17 protein-coding genes are annotated in these 17965 nt (G+C 60.4%); 12 read left to right on the top strand and 5 right to left on the bottom strand.

All coding sequences use genetic code 11. The features are described from left to right. The first annotated feature begins 28 nt into the window (after positions 1-28). The 5 genes from M5B98_RS09295 (at position 29) to M5B98_RS09275 (ending at position 5361) form a co-directional block, all read left to right on the top strand. Positions 29-937, top strand: coding sequence for a carbohydrate ABC transporter permease (locus tag M5B98_RS09295; RefSeq protein ID WP_085709653.1), 909 nt, complete (start codon positions 29-31; stop codon positions 935-937). Next, positions 930-1775: a carbohydrate ABC transporter permease gene (locus M5B98_RS09290; protein WP_085709654.1), complete on the top strand. Its 846-nt coding sequence runs from the start codon at positions 930-932 to the stop codon at positions 1773-1775. Before M5B98_RS09295 ends, M5B98_RS09290 begins: the two co-directional genes overlap by 8 nt. Positions 1776-1777: 2 nt before the next feature. Then, a complete protein-coding gene (locus M5B98_RS09285; RefSeq protein WP_085709655.1) occupies positions 1778-2938 on the top strand; it encodes an ABC transporter ATP-binding protein in 1161 nt (386 codons plus the stop codon). A 102-nt stretch (positions 2939-3040) separates the two neighbouring features. Further along, a complete protein-coding gene (locus tag M5B98_RS09280; protein WP_085709656.1) occupies positions 3041-4390 on the top strand; it encodes a carbohydrate porin in 1350 nt (449 codons plus the stop codon). Between the two features lie 116 nt (positions 4391-4506). Next, on the top strand, positions 4507-5361 hold the full coding sequence (locus tag M5B98_RS09275) for a D-hexose-6-phosphate mutarotase (RefSeq protein ID WP_248742541.1): 855 nt from the start codon (positions 4507-4509) through the stop codon (positions 5359-5361). A gap of 41 nt (positions 5362-5402) precedes the next feature. On the opposite strand, the gene M5B98_RS09270 is transcribed toward M5B98_RS09275, so the two are convergent. Continuing rightward, positions 5403-6263 carry a MurR/RpiR family transcriptional regulator gene (locus tag M5B98_RS09270; RefSeq protein ID WP_169842436.1) on the bottom strand — a complete coding sequence of 287 codons (861 nt, stop codon included), beginning with the start codon at positions 6261-6263 and terminating at the stop codon, positions 5403-5405. 226 nt (positions 6264-6489) lie between these two features. On the opposite strand from M5B98_RS09270, the gene zwf reads away from it, so the two are divergent. The 4 genes from zwf (at position 6490) to M5B98_RS09250 (ending at position 10228) form a co-directional block, all read left to right on the top strand. Beyond that, positions 6490-7956, top strand: a complete 1467-nt coding sequence (gene zwf / locus M5B98_RS09265; RefSeq protein ID WP_248742540.1) for a glucose-6-phosphate dehydrogenase — start codon at positions 6490-6492, stop codon at positions 7954-7956. Continuing rightward, the gene (gene pgl, locus M5B98_RS09260) at positions 7943-8656 is read left to right on the top strand and encodes a 6-phosphogluconolactonase (protein WP_134827869.1); all 714 of its coding nucleotides are present in this window, start codon (positions 7943-7945) and stop codon (positions 8654-8656) included. Before zwf ends, pgl begins: the two co-directional genes overlap by 14 nt. Positions 8657-8673: 17 nt before the next feature. Then, the gene (locus M5B98_RS09255; RefSeq protein WP_011335602.1) at positions 8674-9339 is read left to right on the top strand and encodes a bifunctional 4-hydroxy-2-oxoglutarate aldolase/2-dehydro-3-deoxy-phosphogluconate aldolase; all 666 of its coding nucleotides are present in this window, start codon (positions 8674-8676) and stop codon (positions 9337-9339) included. Positions 9340-9511: 172 nt separating this feature from the next. Beyond that, complete coding sequence (locus M5B98_RS09250) at positions 9512-10228, top strand: intradiol ring-cleavage dioxygenase (RefSeq protein ID WP_248742539.1); 717 nt, start codon at positions 9512-9514, stop codon at positions 10226-10228. On the opposite strand, the gene M5B98_RS09245 is transcribed toward M5B98_RS09250, so the two are convergent. Both M5B98_RS09245 and M5B98_RS09240 read right to left on the bottom strand, forming a co-directional pair. After that, positions 10225-11406, bottom strand: coding sequence for an aminotransferase class V-fold PLP-dependent enzyme (locus M5B98_RS09245; RefSeq protein ID WP_248742538.1), 1182 nt, complete (start codon positions 11404-11406; stop codon positions 10225-10227). The two genes, M5B98_RS09250 and M5B98_RS09245, sit on opposite strands and share 4 nt — an antisense overlap. Before the next feature lie 24 nt (positions 11407-11430). Further along, complete coding sequence (locus M5B98_RS09240; protein WP_003213031.1) at positions 11431-11667, bottom strand: DUF3820 family protein; 237 nt, start codon at positions 11665-11667, stop codon at positions 11431-11433. A gap of 204 nt (positions 11668-11871) precedes the next feature. Between M5B98_RS09240 and M5B98_RS09235 the strand changes: the two genes are divergently transcribed. Then, on the top strand, positions 11872-12339 hold the full coding sequence (locus tag M5B98_RS09235) for a ferritin-like domain-containing protein (RefSeq protein ID WP_085709662.1): 468 nt from the start codon (positions 11872-11874) through the stop codon (positions 12337-12339). Positions 12340-12396: 57 nt separating this feature from the next. On the opposite strand, the gene M5B98_RS09230 is transcribed toward M5B98_RS09235, so the two are convergent. Then, positions 12397-12867 carry a MaoC family dehydratase gene (locus M5B98_RS09230; protein WP_003227420.1) on the bottom strand — a complete coding sequence of 157 codons (471 nt, stop codon included), beginning with the start codon at positions 12865-12867 and terminating at the stop codon, positions 12397-12399. A 42-nt stretch (positions 12868-12909) separates the two neighbouring features. Continuing rightward, entirely contained in the window at positions 12910-13854 is a 945-nt protein-coding gene (locus M5B98_RS09225; protein ID WP_248742537.1) for an alpha/beta hydrolase, read from the bottom strand. A gap of 249 nt (positions 13855-14103) precedes the next feature. Here M5B98_RS09225 and fadD2 point away from each other — a divergent pair, with 249 nt between their 5' ends. Both fadD2 and fadD1 read left to right on the top strand, forming a co-directional pair. Further along, positions 14104-15792, top strand: a complete 1689-nt coding sequence (gene fadD2 / locus M5B98_RS09220) for a long-chain-fatty-acid--CoA ligase FadD2 (protein WP_248742536.1) — start codon at positions 14104-14106, stop codon at positions 15790-15792. 351 nt (positions 15793-16143) lie between these two features. Continuing rightward, positions 16144-17841 carry a long-chain-fatty-acid--CoA ligase FadD1 gene (gene fadD1, locus M5B98_RS09215; protein WP_248742535.1) on the top strand — a complete coding sequence of 566 codons (1698 nt, stop codon included), beginning with the start codon at positions 16144-16146 and terminating at the stop codon, positions 17839-17841. Positions 17842-17965: the final 124 nt, after the last annotated feature.

Below are 17965 nucleotides of genomic sequence, written 5' to 3'. Positions count from 1 at the left end.
GTCCTTCATCTTTTTACTGGATCTTCCCATGAGTTCTGTTGCTGTGTTCAGCAAGGCCTCGCCGTTCGACGCATTGCAGCGCTGGCTACCGAAACTAGTGCTGGCGCCGAGCATGTTCATCGTTCTGGTGGGCTTCTATGGCTATATCCTCTGGACGTTTGTCCTGTCGTTCACCACGTCGACTTTCCTGCCGAACTACAAGTGGGCAGGGCTGGCGCAATACGCGCGGCTGTTCGACAACGACCGCTGGTGGGTGGCGAGCAAGAACCTGGCCGTGTTCGGCGGCATGTTCATCGCCATCACTCTGGTGATCGGCGTGACGCTGGCGATTTTCCTCGACCAGAAAATCCGTCGCGAAGGCTTTATCCGCACCATTTACCTGTACCCGATGGCGCTCTCGATGATCGTTACCGGTACCGCGTGGAAATGGCTGCTCAACCCGGGCATGGGCCTGGACAAATTGCTGCGGGACTGGGGCTGGGAAGGCTTTCGTCTCGACTGGCTGATCGACCCGGATCGCGTGGTGTATTGCCTGGTGATCGCGGCGGTCTGGCAAGCTTCGGGCTTCATCATGGCGATGTTCCTCGCCGGTCTGCGTGGCGTCGATCAATCGATCATCCGCGCCGCCCAGATCGACGGCGCGAGCATGCCGCGCATCTACTGGAAAGTGGTGCTGCCAAGCCTGCGTCCGGTGTTCTTCAGTGCGGTGATGATCCTGGCGCACATCGCGATCAAGAGCTTCGACCTGGTAGCGGCCATGACGGCCGGCGGCCCGGGTTATTCCTCCGACCTGCCGGCGATGTTCATGTACTCGTTCACCTTCAGCCGTGGGCAGATGGGCATGGGCTCGGCCAGTGCGATTCTTATGCTCGGTGCGATCCTCGCGATCATCGTGCCTTACCTGTACTCCGAGCTGAGGACCAAGCGTCATGACTAGTCTCGCCTCCAAACCGGCCATCAGCCTGAGCCGCATCGCGATCTACGCGGTGCTGATCCTCGCGGTCCTGCTGTATCTGGTGCCGCTGGTGGTCATGCTGTTGACCAGCTTCAAGACCCCGGAAGACATCTCCACCGGCAACCTGCTGAGCTGGCCGACCGTGGTCAGCGGCATCGGCTGGGTGAAAGCCTGGGCCACCGTTGACGGCTACTTCTGGAACTCGATCAAGATCACCGTTCCGGCCGTCATCATCTCTACCGCCATCGGTGCGTTGAACGGCTATGTGCTGTCGTTCTGGCGTTTCAAGGGTTCGCAGCTGTTCTTCGGCCTGTTGCTGTTCGGCTGCTTCCTGCCGTTCCAGACCGTGCTGCTGCCGGCGTCGTTCACCCTCGGCAAGATGGGCCTGGCGAGCACCACCACCGGCCTGGTGTTTGTGCACGTGGTCTACGGCCTGGCGTTCACCACGCTGTTTTTCCGTAACTACTACGTGAGCATTCCGGATGCACTGATCAAGGCCGCACGCCTGGACGGTGCCGGGTTCTTCACGATCTTCCGGCGGATCATCCTGCCGATGTCGACCCCGATCATCATGGTCTGCCTGATCTGGCAGTTCACCCAGATCTGGAACGACTTCCTGTTCGGCGTGGTGTTCTCCAGCGGTGATTCGCAACCGATCACGGTGGCACTGAACAACCTGGTCAACACCAGCACCGGGGCCAAGGAATACAACGTGGACATGGCAGCGGCGATGATCGCCGGGCTGCCGACCCTGCTGGTCTATGTGGTCGCAGGCAAGTATTTCGTGCGCGGGCTGACGGCCGGCGCAGTCAAGGGGTAATCATGGCTACGCTCGAACTTCGCAATGTAAACAAGACCTACGGTGCCGGCCTGCCGGACACCCTGAAGAACATCGAACTGTCGATCAAGGACGGTGAGTTCCTGATCCTTGTCGGGCCATCGGGCTGCGGCAAGTCGACCCTGATGAACTGCATCGCCGGCCTCGAAACCATCACCGGCGGCGCGATCATGATCGGTGACCAGGACGTCAGCGGCATGAGCCCGAAAGATCGCGACATCGCCATGGTGTTTCAGTCCTACGCGCTGTACCCGACCATGAGCGTGCGCGAGAACATCGAGTTCGGTCTGAAGATCCGCAAGATGAGCCAGTCGGCGATCGACGAAGAAGTCGCCCGCGTGGCCAAGCTGCTGCAGATCGAGCACCTGCTCAATCGCAAGCCGGGCCAGCTCTCCGGTGGTCAGCAACAGCGCGTGGCGATGGGCCGTGCGCTGGCGCGTCGGCCGAAGATCTATCTGTTCGACGAACCGCTGTCCAACCTCGACGCCAAGCTGCGCGTCGAGATGCGCACCGAAATGAAACTGATGCACCAGCGCCTGAAAACCACCACGGTCTACGTGACCCACGACCAGATCGAAGCGATGACCCTGGGCGACAAGGTGGCGGTGATGAAGGACGGCATCATCCAGCAGTTCGGTACGCCGAAAGAGATCTACAACGACCCGGCCAACCTGTTCGTGGCGAGCTTCATCGGTTCGCCGCCGATGAACTTCATCCCGCTGCGCCTGCAACGCAAGGACGGCCGTCTGGTGGCGCTGCTCGACAGCGGCCAGGCCCGTTGCGAATTGCCGATGGCGATGCAGGACGCCGGTCTCGAAGACCGCGAAGTGATTCTCGGCCTGCGCCCGGAGCAGATCGCTCTGGCCAACGGCGAGGGCAATGGCCTGCCGAGCATCAAGGCTGAAGTGCAGGTCACCGAACCGACCGGTCCGGACACCCTGGTGTTCGTCAACCTCAACGACACCAAGGTCTGCTGCCGTCTGGCGCCGGACGTGGCGCCGCAGGTGGGCGAGACCCTGACCCTGCAGTTCGATCCGTCGAAAGTGCTGCTGTTCGACGCCAAGAGCGGCGAGCGTCTGGGTGTGGCGGGGCTGCCGAAGACCGAAGCGCACAGCGCCAATGTCGCTCAGTTCAAGGGTCGGTAAGAAATCAATGTGGGGATGAGCCTGCAACAGGCTCATTTCCGCAGGGGATGTAAACCGCGTTGGAAAAAAACAGTTAATAACAATAAAGACGAGGATGTAGGGATGAAAAAGAAACACGTCAATGCCCGGTTGATCTGCCAAGTGTCAGCCGCGGCCGCATTGGTCATGGCCGGCAATGCCATGGCCGCCGATGCATTCAGCTCCGATTCCAAGTGGATGACGGGCGACTGGGGTGGTGAGCGGACCAAGCTGATCGAGCAAGGCATCGACATCAAGGCTGACTACGTCGGGGAAATGGGCGCCAACCTGCATGGCGGCTACAACGACGACAAGACCGGCCGCTACAGCGACCAGTTCGGTCTGGGCGTGGCCCTGGACCTGCAAAAACTCTGGGGCTGGGACAACACTCAGGCCAAGATCCAGCTGACCAACCGTAACGGTCAGAACATTTCCAACGACCGCGTTGGCGACCCGCGTGCCGGCACCCTGTCTTCCTCGCAGGAAGTCTACGGTCGTGGCCACATGGTGCGTCTGACCCAACTGTGGATTCAGCACCAGTTCTTCGACAACAAGCTCGACGTCAAGGCCGGTTACTTCGGTGAAGGCGAAGACTTCAACACCTTCCCGTGCGAATTCCAGAACCTGGCGTTCTGCGGCTCGCAGGTCGGTAACTGGGCGACCAACATCTGGTACAACTGGCCCGTCAGCCAGGCCGCGATCCGCGTGAAGTACAACATCAACGACGAGCTCTACGCGCAGATCGGCGCGTACAACCAGAACCCGTCGCAGCTGGAACACGGCAACGGCTTCAAGCTCAGCGGCAGCGGCACCGCCGGTACGGTGCTGCCGGTCGAGCTGGTCTGGTCGCCGAAGGTCAACAGCCTGCCGGGCGAATACCGCGTCGGTTACTACAAGAGCACGGCTGATGCCGCCGACGTCCGCGAAGACATCAACGGCAACGACGCAGCAACCACCGGCAATGCCTACCGCACCCACAGCAGCAAGCACGGCTACTGGTTCGTTGCGCAACAGCAACTCACCAGCCACAACGGCGACGCTTCCCGTGGTCTGAACATCGCGGCCAACGCCACGTTCCACGACAAGGACACCAACTTCATCGACAACTACCAGTCGGTGATGTTTGTCTACAAAGGCCCGTTCGACGCCCGTCCGAAGGATGACGTCGGCATCGGCGCGGCGCGTATCCACGTCAACGACGACGTGAAGAAAAACGCCGAGCTGCTGAACGCTTCCAACGGTGTTTCGGACTACGACAATCCGGTGTTCTCGCCGATTCGCGAGACCGAATACAACTACGAGATCAACTACGGCTTCCACGTCACCAACTGGCTGACCGTGCGTCCTAACCTGCAATACATCACTCACCCGGGTGGCGTGGATCAAGTGGACAACGCTTTGGTCGCTGGCCTGAAAATTCAGTCTACGTTCTAACGCGTCTGCGATAAGCTCCTCTCTATGTGCGCATATTTGCGGACAGCCCAGGCTGTCCGCTTTTTTTTGGAAAGGGGTGTCGCAGCCCATGAAAGTTGAATCTGGAACCGTGGCCCATGCATGAGCATCCGCTGCAACGCTTCTTCAAATCCCTGCGCGAACGGCCGGTGTTCGCCTGGGAGCGCTATCAGATGCGCGATGTGCTGGTGATTGACCATCCGCTGTGTCAGGCGGTGTTCAGTCGTCAGGGTGCGCAGTTGCTGCACTTTCAACCGCGCGGGCAAAAACCGTGGCTGTGGTGCGCGGCGAAGTGGCCGCATGTCGGCGCGATCCGTGGCGGTGTGCCGGTTTGCTGGCCGTGGTATGGCCGTCACCCGAGTGAAAACGCATGGCCGTCCCATGGCTGGGCGCGACTGCTGGACTGGAAACTGCTCGACAGCAGCGCCGCCGATGACGGCGTGCGCCTGCATTGGCAATTGCAGCTGTGCGACTGGCAGGTGGACCTGCACGCGCACCTTGGCGAACGCATGGAATTACGCCTGAGCACCGAGCATCAGGACGACATGCCGTGCCAGCTGAGCCAGGCTTTACACGCTTACTGGCGTATTGGCGACGTGAGTGAGATAGCGCTGTCTGGGCTCGAGGGGGCGCAGGGTTACGACCAGTTGAACCGTGAAGTCTGTCAGCAGGAAGGCGAGTTGCGGGTCGACGGCGGCTGTCAGCGCGTGTTCCAGCACGACGGCGAATTGCAGCTGAAAGATCACGCCTGGCAGCGCGAGTTGTGCATCGATACCGGTGAGAGTGCGGACACGGTGGTCTGGCACCCGGGGGCGCGGCCGTTGTTGGGCGTGACCTGGGATGAGATCTCGGAATTTGTCTGTGTTGAAGCGGCGGCGGGGGGGACCGACAGCCTGCATCTGGCACCGGGGGAGAAGGCGCATTTGAGTTTGCAGGCGTGGGCTGCTGCTTAGTCATCGCTCCCACGCGCAAGCGTGGGAGCGATCAGTGCGAACTAGTTGAACTCGTCACCCACCGGATACCGGCTAGCATTCAAGCTCTCTTTGATCTTGCGCAAATGCGGCTGGAAATCCACCCCACGACGCAAGGTCATCCCCGTCGCCAGCACATCCAGCACCGTCAACTGAATGATCCGCGAGGTCATCGGCATGTAGATGTCGGTGTCTTCCGGCAGCGGAATGTTCAGGCTCAGGGTGCTGGCCTTGGCCAGTGGCGAGTTCTCGGCGGTCAGGCCCAGTACCGAAGCGCCGTTCTCCCGGGCGATGCGCGCCACTTCCACCAGCTCGCGGGTGCGGCCGGTGTAGGAAATGATCACGAACAACTCGCCGGTGTGCGCCACTGAAGCAATCATGCGCTGCATCAGCACGTCGGCGTGAGCGGTGACCGCCAGATTGAAGCGGAAGAACTTGTGCTGCGCATCCAGAGCCACCGGGGCCGAGGCGCCGAGGCCGAAGAAGTGGATCTGCCGGGCCTGGATCAACAGGTCGACGGCGCGGCTGATCAGGTTCGGGTCCAGCGCCTGGCAGGCGCTGTCCAGCGAGGCGATGGCGCTGCCGAAAATCTTCTGGGTGTAGGCTTCGGGATTGTCGTCGGCTTCCACTGCGCGGCTGACGTAAGCCGCGCCGCTGGCCAGGCTCTGGGCCAGTTGCAACTTGAGTTCGGGGTAGCCGCTGACGCCGAACGAACGGCAGAAACGGTTGACCGTCGGTTCACTGACCGAGGCGGCCTGGGCGAGGGCGGCGATACTGAAGCGGGTGGCCTGCTGCGGGTTGAGCAGGATCACTTCGGCGACTTTGCGTTCGGCCTTGTTCAGCTCTTCAAGGCGACTCTGGATCTGTTCCAGTAAATTTCGCACGCGGTCCATAAGAATTCCTAGATTCACCGGCGCCGATAAGCGCGCGGCTATGCAAATTGGGCCTTTGATGTGGCCCGTGACGGTGGCCTATCCTACTGATGGCTCCGACCGACCACCACTCGGAATCTGTATTTTGCGAAAATGTTGTGGTTATTACTACATTTTCCCTTGAGTGATGCCTTGAAAAAAGGTATTTGTAGCTTAACTTGATAAAAGAACAAACATCATGCCTTCGATTACGGTAGAACCGTGCACCTTCGCCTTGTTCGGCGCCTTGGGCGATCTGGCCCTGCGCAAGCTGTTTCCTGCCCTTTATCACCTGGATGGCGCCGGCCTGCTGCACGAGGACACGCGTATTATCGCGCTGGCCCGTGAAGAAGGCACCGAGCAGCAGCACATGGCATTCATTGCCGCCGAACTGCGTCGCTATGTGGGCAAGGAACTGGACGAGGTCGTGGCCGAGCGCTTTCTGGCGCGCCTGACCTATCTGCACGTCGACTTCCTCAAGGCTGAAGATTACGCGGCGCTGGCCGATCTGGCCGGCACCAAACAACGCATGATTGCCTACTTCGCCACCCCGGCGGCGGTGTACGGCGCGATCTGCGAGAACCTGGCGAAGGTCGGTCTGGCGGAAAACACCCGAGTGGTGCTGGAAAAACCGATCGGCTCGGACCTCGAATCTTCGCGCAAGGTCAACGACGCCGTGGCGCAGTTCTTCCCGGAGAACCGCACCTACCGCATCGACCATTACCTGGGCAAAGAGACGGTGCAAAACCTGATCGCCCTGCGTTTCGCCAACAGCCTGTTCGAGACTCAGTGGAACCAGCATTACATCTCCCACGTGGAAATCACCGTGGCCGAGAAGGTCGGCATCGAAGGCCGCTGGGGCTATTTCGACAAGGCCGGCCAGCTGCGCGACATGATCCAGAATCACCTGTTGCAACTGCTTTGCCTGATCGCCATGGACCCGCCGGCCGACCTGTCCGCCGACAGCATCCGTGACGAAAAAGTGAAAGTGCTCAAGGCCCTGGCGCCGATCAGCCCGGAAGGCCTGACCACTCAGGTAGTGCGCGGTCAGTACATTGCCGGCCACAGCGAAGGCAAATCCGTACCAGGCTACCTCGAAGAGCCGAATTCCAATACCCAGAGCGACACCGAAACCTTCGTCGCCCTGCGTGCCGACATCCGCAACTGGCGCTGGGCCGGCGTGCCGTTTTACCTGCGTACCGGCAAGCGCATGCCGCAGAAGCTGTCGCAGATCGTCATCCACTTCAAGGAACCGTCGCACTACATCTTCGCCCCGGAGCAGCGCCTGCAGATCAGCAACAAACTGATCATCCGCCTGCAACCGGACGAAGGGATTTCCCTGCGGGTGATGACCAAGGATCAAGGCCTGGACAAGGGCATGCAGCTGCGCAGCGGCCCGTTGCAACTGAATTTCTCCGACACCTGGCGCAGCGCGCGGATCCCCGACGCCTACGAGCGGTTGTTGCTGGAAGTGATGAACGGCAATCAGAACCTGTTTGTCCGTAAAGATGAAATCGAAGCCGCGTGGAAGTGGTGTGACCAGTTGATCGCCGGGTGGAAAAAATCCGGTGACGCGCCCAAGCCGTATGCGGCCGGGTCGTGGGGGCCGATGAGCTCCATTGCATTGATCACGCGGGACGGGAGGTCATGGTATGGCGATATCTGATGTGAAACTGCCCGAGGGCGTGAATGCCCACGAGTTCAAGAGCCCGGTGCTGCTCGCCGAAGGCCTGGCGCTGAATGTCGCCAAGCAGTTGAGCGACGCACTGGCGGCGCGCGGTAACGCGGTGCTGGTGGTGTCCGGCGGTCGCAGCCCGGTGGCGTTTTTCCAGCACCTGGCCAAGCAGGAGCTGGACTGGTCGAAGGTCGTCGTGACCCTGGCCGACGAGCGCTGGGTGCCAGTCGAGCACGCCGACAGCAATGCCGGGCTGCTCAAGCAGTATCTGCTCAAGGGCCCGGCGGCCAAGGCGCAGTTCCTCAGCCTCTACAGCGCGGCGGCCAACGTCGAGCAGGCGGCGGAGCAGGCCGATCGTTTGCTCGCCGAGTTGCCGCCGATCGACGTGCTGGTGTTGGGCATGGGCGATGACGGTCACACCGCGTCGCTGTTCCCGGACAGCCCGAACCTGGCTGAAGCCCTGCAAGCCGACGGCACCCGTCGTTGCTGGCCGATGCTGGCGCCGAGCGTGCCGCGTCAACGCCTGACCATGAGCCGGGCGCTGCTGGCTTCGGCGAAGCACAAGATTCTGTCGATTTCCGGTCAGTCGAAACTGACCACCCTGAATGCCGCACTGGCATCCAACGACGTCGCCGCCATGCCGGTTCGCGCGTTTCTGCAACCTACGTTAGAGATTTACTGGTGCCCATGAGCCAAGGAACAGCCGCTATGACAACCCCATCCCCGACCGTTTCCATGGCGGACAAAGTTGCCCTGATCGACAGCCTCTGCGCCAAGGCGCGGATCCTGCCGGTGATCACCATCGCCCGTGAACAGGACGTGCTGCCGCTGGCCGACGCCCTGGCCGCCGGTGGTCTGACTGCGCTGGAAGTGACCCTGCGTTCGCAGTTTGGCTTGAAAGCAATCCAGATCCTGCGCGAGCAGCGTCCGGAACTGGTGACCGGTGCCGGCACCGTGCTCGACCGCAACATGCTGGCTGCGGCCGAAGCGGCCGGTTCGCAATTCATTGTCACCCCGGGCATCACTCGTGATTTGCTGGAAGCCAGCGTCGAAAGCCCGATCCCGCTGCTGCCGGGCATCAGCAACGCCTCCGGCATCATGGAAGGCTATGGCCTGGGTTATCGCCGCTTCAAGCTGTTCCCGGCTGAAGTCAGCGGTGGCGTCGCAGCCATCAAAGCCCTCGGCGGCCCGTTCGGCGAAGTGAAATTCTGCCCTACCGGCGGCGTAGGCCCGGCCAACATCAAGAGCTACATGGCGCTGAAAAACGTCATGTGCGTGGGCGGTAGCTGGATGCTTGATCCGGAGTGGATCAAGAACGGCGACTGGGCCCGCATTCAGGAATGCACCGCCGAGGCGCTGGCGCTGCTGGACTGATCGCTTCACCTGACACTTCGTTGTGTGTTCTACGGCTTTAACGGTGCGCTTGGTCGGTGCACCGTTTTTTTTTGCCCAAAAAATCCTTCGTTATCTCGAGATACATAGTTACCGCACCCGGCTTGGCGTGTGGCGTTAACCTGCGTTCATCTTATGGAAGAGAGAACGCGTCATGGACAACCAGCCTTCAGCTCCATCGGTGTATCAACTGGCCCCCGAGCAAGTCGCCGGGCCGTATTTTCGCAATCCCAAACTGCTGCGTCGCAACATCAGCGAAGGCGCCGAGGGCTTGCCTTTGCTGCTGCGCCTGACCATCGTCGATGCCATGACCGCCGAACCGGTCAGCGGCGCACTGGTGGATATCTGGCACTGTAACGCACGTGGTGCTTATTCCGGGTGGAGCCGGGTCAACCCGGATCAGGAAGTCGACGTTGAAGACATCGGCTCGATCCCGCGAACCGACGACGACACGTACCTGCGCGGTGGTCAGTTCAGCGATCACAAGGGCAGGGTGCGCTTCACCACGATCTATCCGGGGTTTTATGCCGGGCGCGCCCTGCACATTCACGTGGCGGTGCGCATCGTCGCCGGCAATGAATACCTCGATGAGCGCAATGTGGCCTGGGTCGGACAGTTGTATTTTCCTGAGGTGGTTTCTCGCGGGGTGCTCAACGCCAAGGCTTATCGTGGGCGGGCGTCCTCACCGCTGAACAACTGCCAGGACCACTACTACACCCGGATGGGCGGGGAAGACTCGACGCTGACGGTCTGGCCGATCGGCCGGGACTCCCACGAGGACGGTTACTTCGGTCACCTCACGATCGGCATCGACACCTTTGCGGTGTCGTCGCAGATCAAGCCCGAGGATTTCGACAAGTACACGGTTTAACGCAGTTCATTCAGCGCCAGAACCAGCGACTGAATCTCCGCCGCCGTCGTGGTCAACGACGGCGTGATGCGGATGCACGGCCCGCAGGCCGCGCCGTTGCGCACCACGGTGAACAGGTTGTAGTCGTTGAGCAGGCGCTCGACCATCGCTTGCTGGTCGGCATGTCGGGTAAAGCGCATCGAGGTGATGCCGCAATACAGACGAGGATCGTCCGGGGTGGTGACCTCGATACCAGGCAGGTTGCGTACGGCGCTGACCCACAGGTTGCGCAGGTAGTTCACCCGTGCACCCTTGGCCGCCGCGCCACCGAGTGCACGGTGTTCCTCGAATACCAGCGGCAGGGTCATCAGCGCCGGAATGTTCGGCGTGCTGTAAGGCGTGCGCGAGCGAATGTCGTTGAGCGGGAAATGCATCTCGCCCATGTCCGGATCGATGTCGGCCAGACGCTGCGGAGCGATATACAGAAAGCCCAGGGTCAGCGGCGAGCCGATCCATTTGTGCAGGTTGTACCCGGCGAAGGCGATGCCCAGCGCTTCCAGATCGAACTCCATCTGGCCGAGGGCGTGGGCACCATCGAGGATGATATCGACGCCATGCTCTTTGGCCAGCGCGGCGATGGCCTGCACCGGCATCACCAGTCCGGTGCGGTGGGTGACGTGGGTCAGCGCCATCAGCTTGAGCTTTGGATAGCGAATGAAGGCTTCGCGGTAAGTCGCCAGCAGGCTGTCGAAGCTGGCCGGGTGCGTGTGTTCGATCTCGATCACCTCGACCCCGCGATGGCGGGCCAGCCAGCGCATCGCGCCCTTGACCGTGTCGTATTCCAGATCGCAGATCAGCACCTGATCGCCAGGCTCCAGACGGTTGTAGTTGCGGATCAGCGACTGCAGGCCGGCGGTGGCGTTCTGGGTGAAAGCGATGCTTTGCGCGCGCACGCCGATCAGCTCGGCCAGTTGCGCGCGGATGTCGAGGCTGTCGTGCTGTTCGAAACGCTGGCGCACATAGATCGAGTTGCTGTTGTTGATCTGTTCGATATGGCGCTGATAGTCCTCGACCACGGTGCGCGACATGCGTCCGAAGTAGCCGTTTTCCAGGTTCACGGGGCCCGGATGGCGGTCGTAACGGTCGGCGAAGGTTTGCCAGAAGGCTTCGTCTCGGGCGCGGCGGGTGTTATCGGGCATGGTCGACTCGGATCAGGATGCGCCTCAGTGGCGCGGGGCGGGTTTGCCATGTTTGGCGCGCAGCGGTTCCAGCAGCTCCGACAGGCCGTTGTGATCGATTTCCTGCATCAGCGCCAGCAGGCCGCCGAGTTCGCCGTGGGGGAAACCTTCCCGGGCGAACCAGTTCAGGTACGGCCCGGGGAGGTCGGCAATGATCCGTCCCTTGTACTTGCCGAAGGGCATTTCGCGGGTGATCAGCAGTTCGAGTTTTTCGGGGTTCATCGCAAGGGTCGTCTGAGTTCGTAACGGTCTGGAAAATACAGGCATTCTGCATGCAGGCCAAATGACAGATCATGCAAATAACAGGCATACAGATTTCTGCTTTGTTTGTAACTCATTGAAAATTAACGAATAAATTCTTTTTAAGAAGCTGGCACGACCACTGCAACACTCCTTGCATCTTTCACCCACGCAAGGAATTGAAAAATGACTGACATGAATAAAGAAGCCATCTCCGTCCTCAACGACCTGATCGAAACCAGCAAGGACGGTCAGGAAGGGTTCAAGACCTGCGCTGAAGACATCAAGCACCCTGAACTGAAAACCCTGTTCGTGAAACGCTCCGCCGACTGCGCTACTGCTGCCGCAGAATTGCAGGCGACCGTGCGCTCGATGGGTGGCGATCCGGAAACGTCCACCAGCGTCAGCGGTGACCTGCATCGTCGCTGGGTCGATGTCAAAGCCATGTTCACCGGCAAGGACGAAGAGGCAGTGCTCAACGAAGCCGAGCGCGGTGAAGACCACGCCCTGAAGGCCTATCGTGAAGCGATCGAGAAGATCAACAAGCACAACCTGGTCGGCATTCGCGATCTGGTCGAGCGCCAGTACCACGGCGTGCAACGCAATCATGATCAGGTGAAAGCGCTGCGTAATCAGGCGCGTGCCCGCTCGTAAGCGATCAACGCCCACAAAAAACGCCAGCTAGTCTGGCGTTTTTTATGTCGAGGACAATCAGCCGATGCTGATGGCCGGCAAGGTCGGCAGGGTAACGGTCTGTTGTTTACGCGGCGCCAGGATTTCGGCCTCGCCATCCACCACCAGCTCATCGCGCTGGTTGAATACGCGAGTGGCAATACGCACGCGGAACTTCGGCAGTTTCTCGAGGATTTCCAGGCGCACGGTCAGGGTGTCGCCGATCTTCACCGGCTTCTGGAAGCTCATCTGCTGGCCGATATAAATGGTGCCCGGCCCAGGCAGCTCGCACGCCACCGCTGCACTGATCAGCGCGCCGCTGAACATGCCGTGGGCGATGCGTTCCTTGAACATGCTGGCGGCGGCGAACTCGGCGTCCAGGTGCACCGGGTTGTGATCGCCGGACATCGCGGCGAACAGCTGAATGTCGCGCTCTTCGACAGTCTTGCTGTAGCTGGCGGTCTGGCCGACTTCGAGGGCTTCGTAAGGGATGTTGGTAACCTGGGTCATCGGTCTTGATTCCTGTGACGGATTAAATGAATCCACAAAAAATTATTCGCTGCGGTGAGGGCGGCGATGGCTGAGCGCCTGGTCAATCCAGGTCAGCACATCGGCGGTCACTTCGTCGCGGTTGGTCTCGTTGAACAATTCGTGCCGCGCCTGCGGGTAGATCTTGAGTTGCAGGTTCTGACTGCCGGCCGAGCGCAAGGCATTGGCCAGATCAGTCAGACGCTTGCCTTCACTCACCGGATCACATTCGCCGCCAATCACCAGCAACGGCAGGCCCGGGTCGATCTGGGCGAGATTGGACGCTTTGCTGATTTGCTGCAACCCGCCGAGCAGGTCGATCCATAGCTGGTTGGTGCAGCGAAAGCCGCACAGCGGATCGCTGGCGTACTTGTCGACTTCGGCCGGGTCGCGACTCAGCCAGTCAAACGCAGTGCGCGCCGGTTTGAATTTATTGTTGAACGAGCCGAACGACAGCCATTCGATCAGCGCGCTGCGACCCTTGGCGCCCTGGCGCAGCTTTTCGAACCGGGCGATCTGCCGGGCTGCGCGGTACAGCGCAACCGGCTGGAAATTCGAGCCGCTGAGAATCGCCCCGTGCAGGCTGGCGCTGTGATGCAGCAGATAAGCCTGCGCGATGTAGCTGCCCATGCTGTGCCCGAGCAGCACGATCGGCACGCCGGGATGGCGCTGGCCGATGTGCTGGTTGAGGTTCGCCAGATCACCGACCACCTTGCACCAGCCATCGTCGTCGGCGAAATGCCCGAGCGTCCCATGATCGGCAGTTTTGCCATGGCCGCGTTGATCGGGCGCATATACACCGTAGCCTTCGGCGCAGAACGATTCGGCCAGTCGCGCGTACCGAGCGCTGTGCTCGGCCATGCCGTGGGCCAGCAGAATCACCGCCTTCAGCGGCGCGTTCGGCAGCCACTGGTTGACGAAGAGGCGACTGCGGTCACTCGCGTCCAGCCAGAAAGTGTCGTGGATCATGGCGATTCCTTTTGCGGCATGCTTTTGTTGCAGGGGATTGCAGAGATTGCATTGTATAGCGCGTCCGATCAGCTCACGCCACGGCAGGAAGATTCACACGATCAATGAGGACGCTGCCCATATTTGCCTGATTGACCATAGCTGCTAGTGTCCGTGAAGCCCCGCTTTTTGCTTTCGGCTTTTTCAAGGACAAGAGAAAAATGACAGCGAAGCGGCCCCGGATCGGCTCAGGTAAAGAGGACAAGAACAATGCAACCTGATTTCTGGAATGACAAACGCCCGGCGGGCGTACCCCTGGACATCGATGCGAATGAATTCAAGTCGGTGATCGAGGTGTTCGAGCGTTCCTGCAAGAAATTCGCTGACCGCCCGGCGTTCAGTAACATGGGCGTGACCCTGACCTACGCCGAACTCGAGCGCCAGAGCGCCGCGTTCGCCGGGTATCTGCAAGCCCACACCGATCTGGCACCGGGGGATCGCATTGCGGTGCAGATGCCCAACGTCCTGCATTATCCGATTGCCGTGTTCGGTGCCCTGCGCGCCGGGCTGATCGTGGTCAACACCAACCCGCTGTACACCGCGCGGGAGATGCGTCACCAGTTCAAGGACTCAGGTGCCCGGGCGCTGGTATACCTGAACATGTTCGGCCAGAAAGTCCAGGAAGTGCTGCCGGACACCGACATTCAATATCTGATCGAAGCGAAGATGGGCGACCTGATGCCCACCGCCAAGGGCTGGCTGGTCAACACCGTGGTCAGCAAAGTGAAGAAAATGGTGCCGGTGTATTCGCTGGCCCAGGCCATTTCCTTCAAGAGCGCGTTGCGCATGGGCCGGGGCCTGGGCATCAAGCCGCTGAAGGTCGGCCTGGACGACATAGCCGTGCTGCAATACACCGGCGGCACCACCGGCCTGGCCAAGGGCGCGATGCTCACCCACGGCAATCTGGTGGCCAACATGCAGCAGGTTCGCGCCTGTCTCGGTCAGTTCGGCAGCGACGGGCAGCCGTTGTTGCGCGAAGGTCAGGAAGTGATGATCGCGCCGCTGCCGCTGTACCACATCTATGCCTTCACCGCGAATTGCATGTGCATGATGGTGTCCGGCAACCACAACGTGCTGATCACCAATCCGCGGGACATCGGCGGCTTCATCAAGGAGCTGAAGAACTGGAAGTTCTCGGCACTGCTGGGGCTCAACACCCTGTTCGTCGCGCTGATGGATCATCCGGACTTCAAGACCCTGGATTTCTCCACGCTCAAACTCACCAACTCCGGCGGCACTGCGCTGGTCAAGGCCACCGCCGAACGCTGGGAGCAGCTCACCGGTTGCCGCATCACCGAAGGTTACGGCCTGACCGAAACCTCGCCGGTGGCCTGCACCAACCCCTACGGCGAGCTGTCGCGGATCGGCACGGTCGGCCTGCCGGTGCCGGGCACCCGTCTGAAAGTCATCAATGACGACGGCGTCGAGCAGCCTTTGGGCGAGCGCGGCGAACTGTGCATCAAGGGCCCGCAGATCATGAAGGGCTACTGGCAGAAACCCGAGGCCACCGCCGAAGTGCTGGATGCCGAGGGCTGGTTCAAGTCCGGCGACATTGCGGTGATCGACCCGGACGGTTTCGTGCGCATCGTCGACCGCAAGAAAGACATGATCATCGTCTCCGGTTTCAACGTGTACCCGAATGAAATCGAAGACGTGGTGATGGCCCATCCGAAAGTCGCCAACTGTGCGGTGATCGGTGTGCCGGACGAGCGTTCCGGGGAGGCGGTGAAGCTGTTTGTGGTGGCGCGGGAAACCGGGGTCAGCCTGGAAGAGCTGAAGGCCTACTGCAAAGAGAATTTCACGGCGTACAAGGTGCCCAAGCACATCGTGCTGCGTGAGTCGTTGCCGATGACGCCTGTCGGGAAGATTCTGCGGCGGGAGCTGCGTGATATCGCATAGGTCAGCTTGAAGTAAAAAGATCGCAGCCTGCGGTAACGCCTCCAGGAAACACGTTTCCGGTTCCGGAGCTGCCGCAGGCTGCGATCTTTTGCTTTGAAGGCCCGGTAAACCGGGACTTTCAGGGTGTTATAGGATTTTTGCTCTAAAATGACTGCCAATAGTTCTTGAGTCATTAAAGTGACCATGCGGGCCACTTTTGGCTCTGGTCGACCCTTGGCAAAGCTGCTACTCTCGGCGCGCTTTGTGACTTCTCGGCCTGATAAAAAGCCAGATTCACCAATACAAAACAAACACCAATAATAATCGCATCAAATGCGGTGCTGAATTCGCGTTGCTGAGGAGTGGGCTTCCATGATCGAAGACTTTTGGAAGGATAAGTACCCCGCTGGAATTGCTGCCGACATCAATCCAGACGAGTACCCGAATATTCAGGCAGTGTTGAAGCAATCCTGCCAACGCTTCGCCGACAAACCGGCGTTCAGCAACCTGGGCAAGACCATCACCTACGGTGAACTGTACGAATTGTCCGGTGCGTTTGCCGCTTATCTGCAACAGCATACCGATTTGCAGCCCGGTGATCGAATCGCCGTGCAACTGCCCAACGTGTTGCAGTATCCGGTCGCCGTCTTCGGTGCCATCCGTGCCGGGCTGATCGTGGTCAATACCAACCCGCTGTACACCGCGCGGGAAATGGAACACCAGTTCAATGACTCCGGTGCCAAGGCACTGGTGTGCCTGGCGAACATGGCGCACCTGGCCGAAGCCGTGGTACCGAAAACCGGCGTCAAACACGTTATCGTCACCGAAGTCGCCGACCTGCTGCCGCCGCTCAAGCGCCTGCTGATCAACAGCGTCATCAAGTACGTGAAGAAAATGGTTCCGGCCTATCACCTGCCAAAAGCCGTCAAGTTCAACGACGTGCTGAGCAAGGGCCAGGGCCAGCCGGTCGCCGAAGCCAACCCGAACAGCGGCGACGTCGCCGTGCTGCAATACACCGGCGGCACCACCGGCGTGGCCAAGGGCGCGATGCTCACTCATCGCAACCTCGTCGCCAACATGCTGCAGTGCAAGGCGCTGATGGGCTCCAACCTCAATGAAGGTTGCGAGATCCTGATCACCCCGCTGCCGCTGTACCACATTTATGCGTTCACCTTTCATTGCATGGCGATGATGCTGATCGGCAACCACAACATCCTGATCAGCAACCCGCGCGACCTGCCGGCGATGGTCAAGGAACTGTCGAAGTGGAAGTTCAGCGGTTTCGTCGGCCTCAACACGCTGTTCGTGGCCCTGTGCAACAACGAAGGTTTCCGCAAGCTGGATTTCTCGGCGCTGAAAGTCACCCTGTCCGGCGGCATGGCCCTGCAATTGGCCGCCGCCGAACGCTGGAAAGCGGTCACCGGTTGCCCGATCTGCGAAGGCTATGGCATGACCGAAACCAGCCCGGTGGCCACGGTCAACCCGATCCAGAACATCCAGATCGGCACCATCGGCATTCCGGTGCCGTCGACCCTGTGCAAAGTCATCGACGATGCCGGTGTCGAGCAGCCGCTGGGCGAAATCGGTGAGCTGTGCGTCAAGGGCCCGCAAGTGATGAAAGGCTACTGGCAGCGTCAGGAAGCCACCGACGAGATGCTCGACAGCGACGGCTGGCTGAAAACCGGCGACATCGCGGTGATCCAGCCGGACGGCTACATGCGCATTGTCGATCGCAAGAAAGACATGATCCTGGTCTCCGGTTTCAACGTGTACCCGAACGAGCTGGAAGACGTACTGGCGACCCTGCCGGGCGTGTTGCAGTGCGCAGCCATCGGTATTCCGGACGAGAAATCGGGCGAGGCGATCAAGATCTTCATCGTCGCCAAGCCAGGCGTCACGCTGACCAAGGAAACGGTGATGGAGCACATGCGCGCCAACGTCACCGGCTACAAGGTGCCGCGTTCGGTGGAATTCCGCGATGCGCTGCCGACCACCAACGTCGGCAAGATCCTGCGCCGCGAACTGCGCGACGAAGAACTGAAGAAGATCAAGGCGAAAAGCGCCGCATAAAACAAAAAGCCCCGCAGATGCGGGGCTTTTTGTTGGTACAGAGCCAGGCTTGAATTAAGCGGTGAACCTGCCCCTCACCCCAGCCCTCTCCCGAGGGAGAGGGAGCTGATCGCGTGTAATTCAA

The organism is Pseudomonas sp. MWU12-3088, from assembly GCF_023242405.1.
GTDB classification, from domain to species: Bacteria; Pseudomonadota; Gammaproteobacteria; order Pseudomonadales; family Pseudomonadaceae; genus Aquipseudomonas; species Aquipseudomonas kribbensis.
The sequence above is the reverse complement of the archived record's forward strand: the minus strand, read 5'-3'. Positions and strand labels throughout refer to the sequence as shown.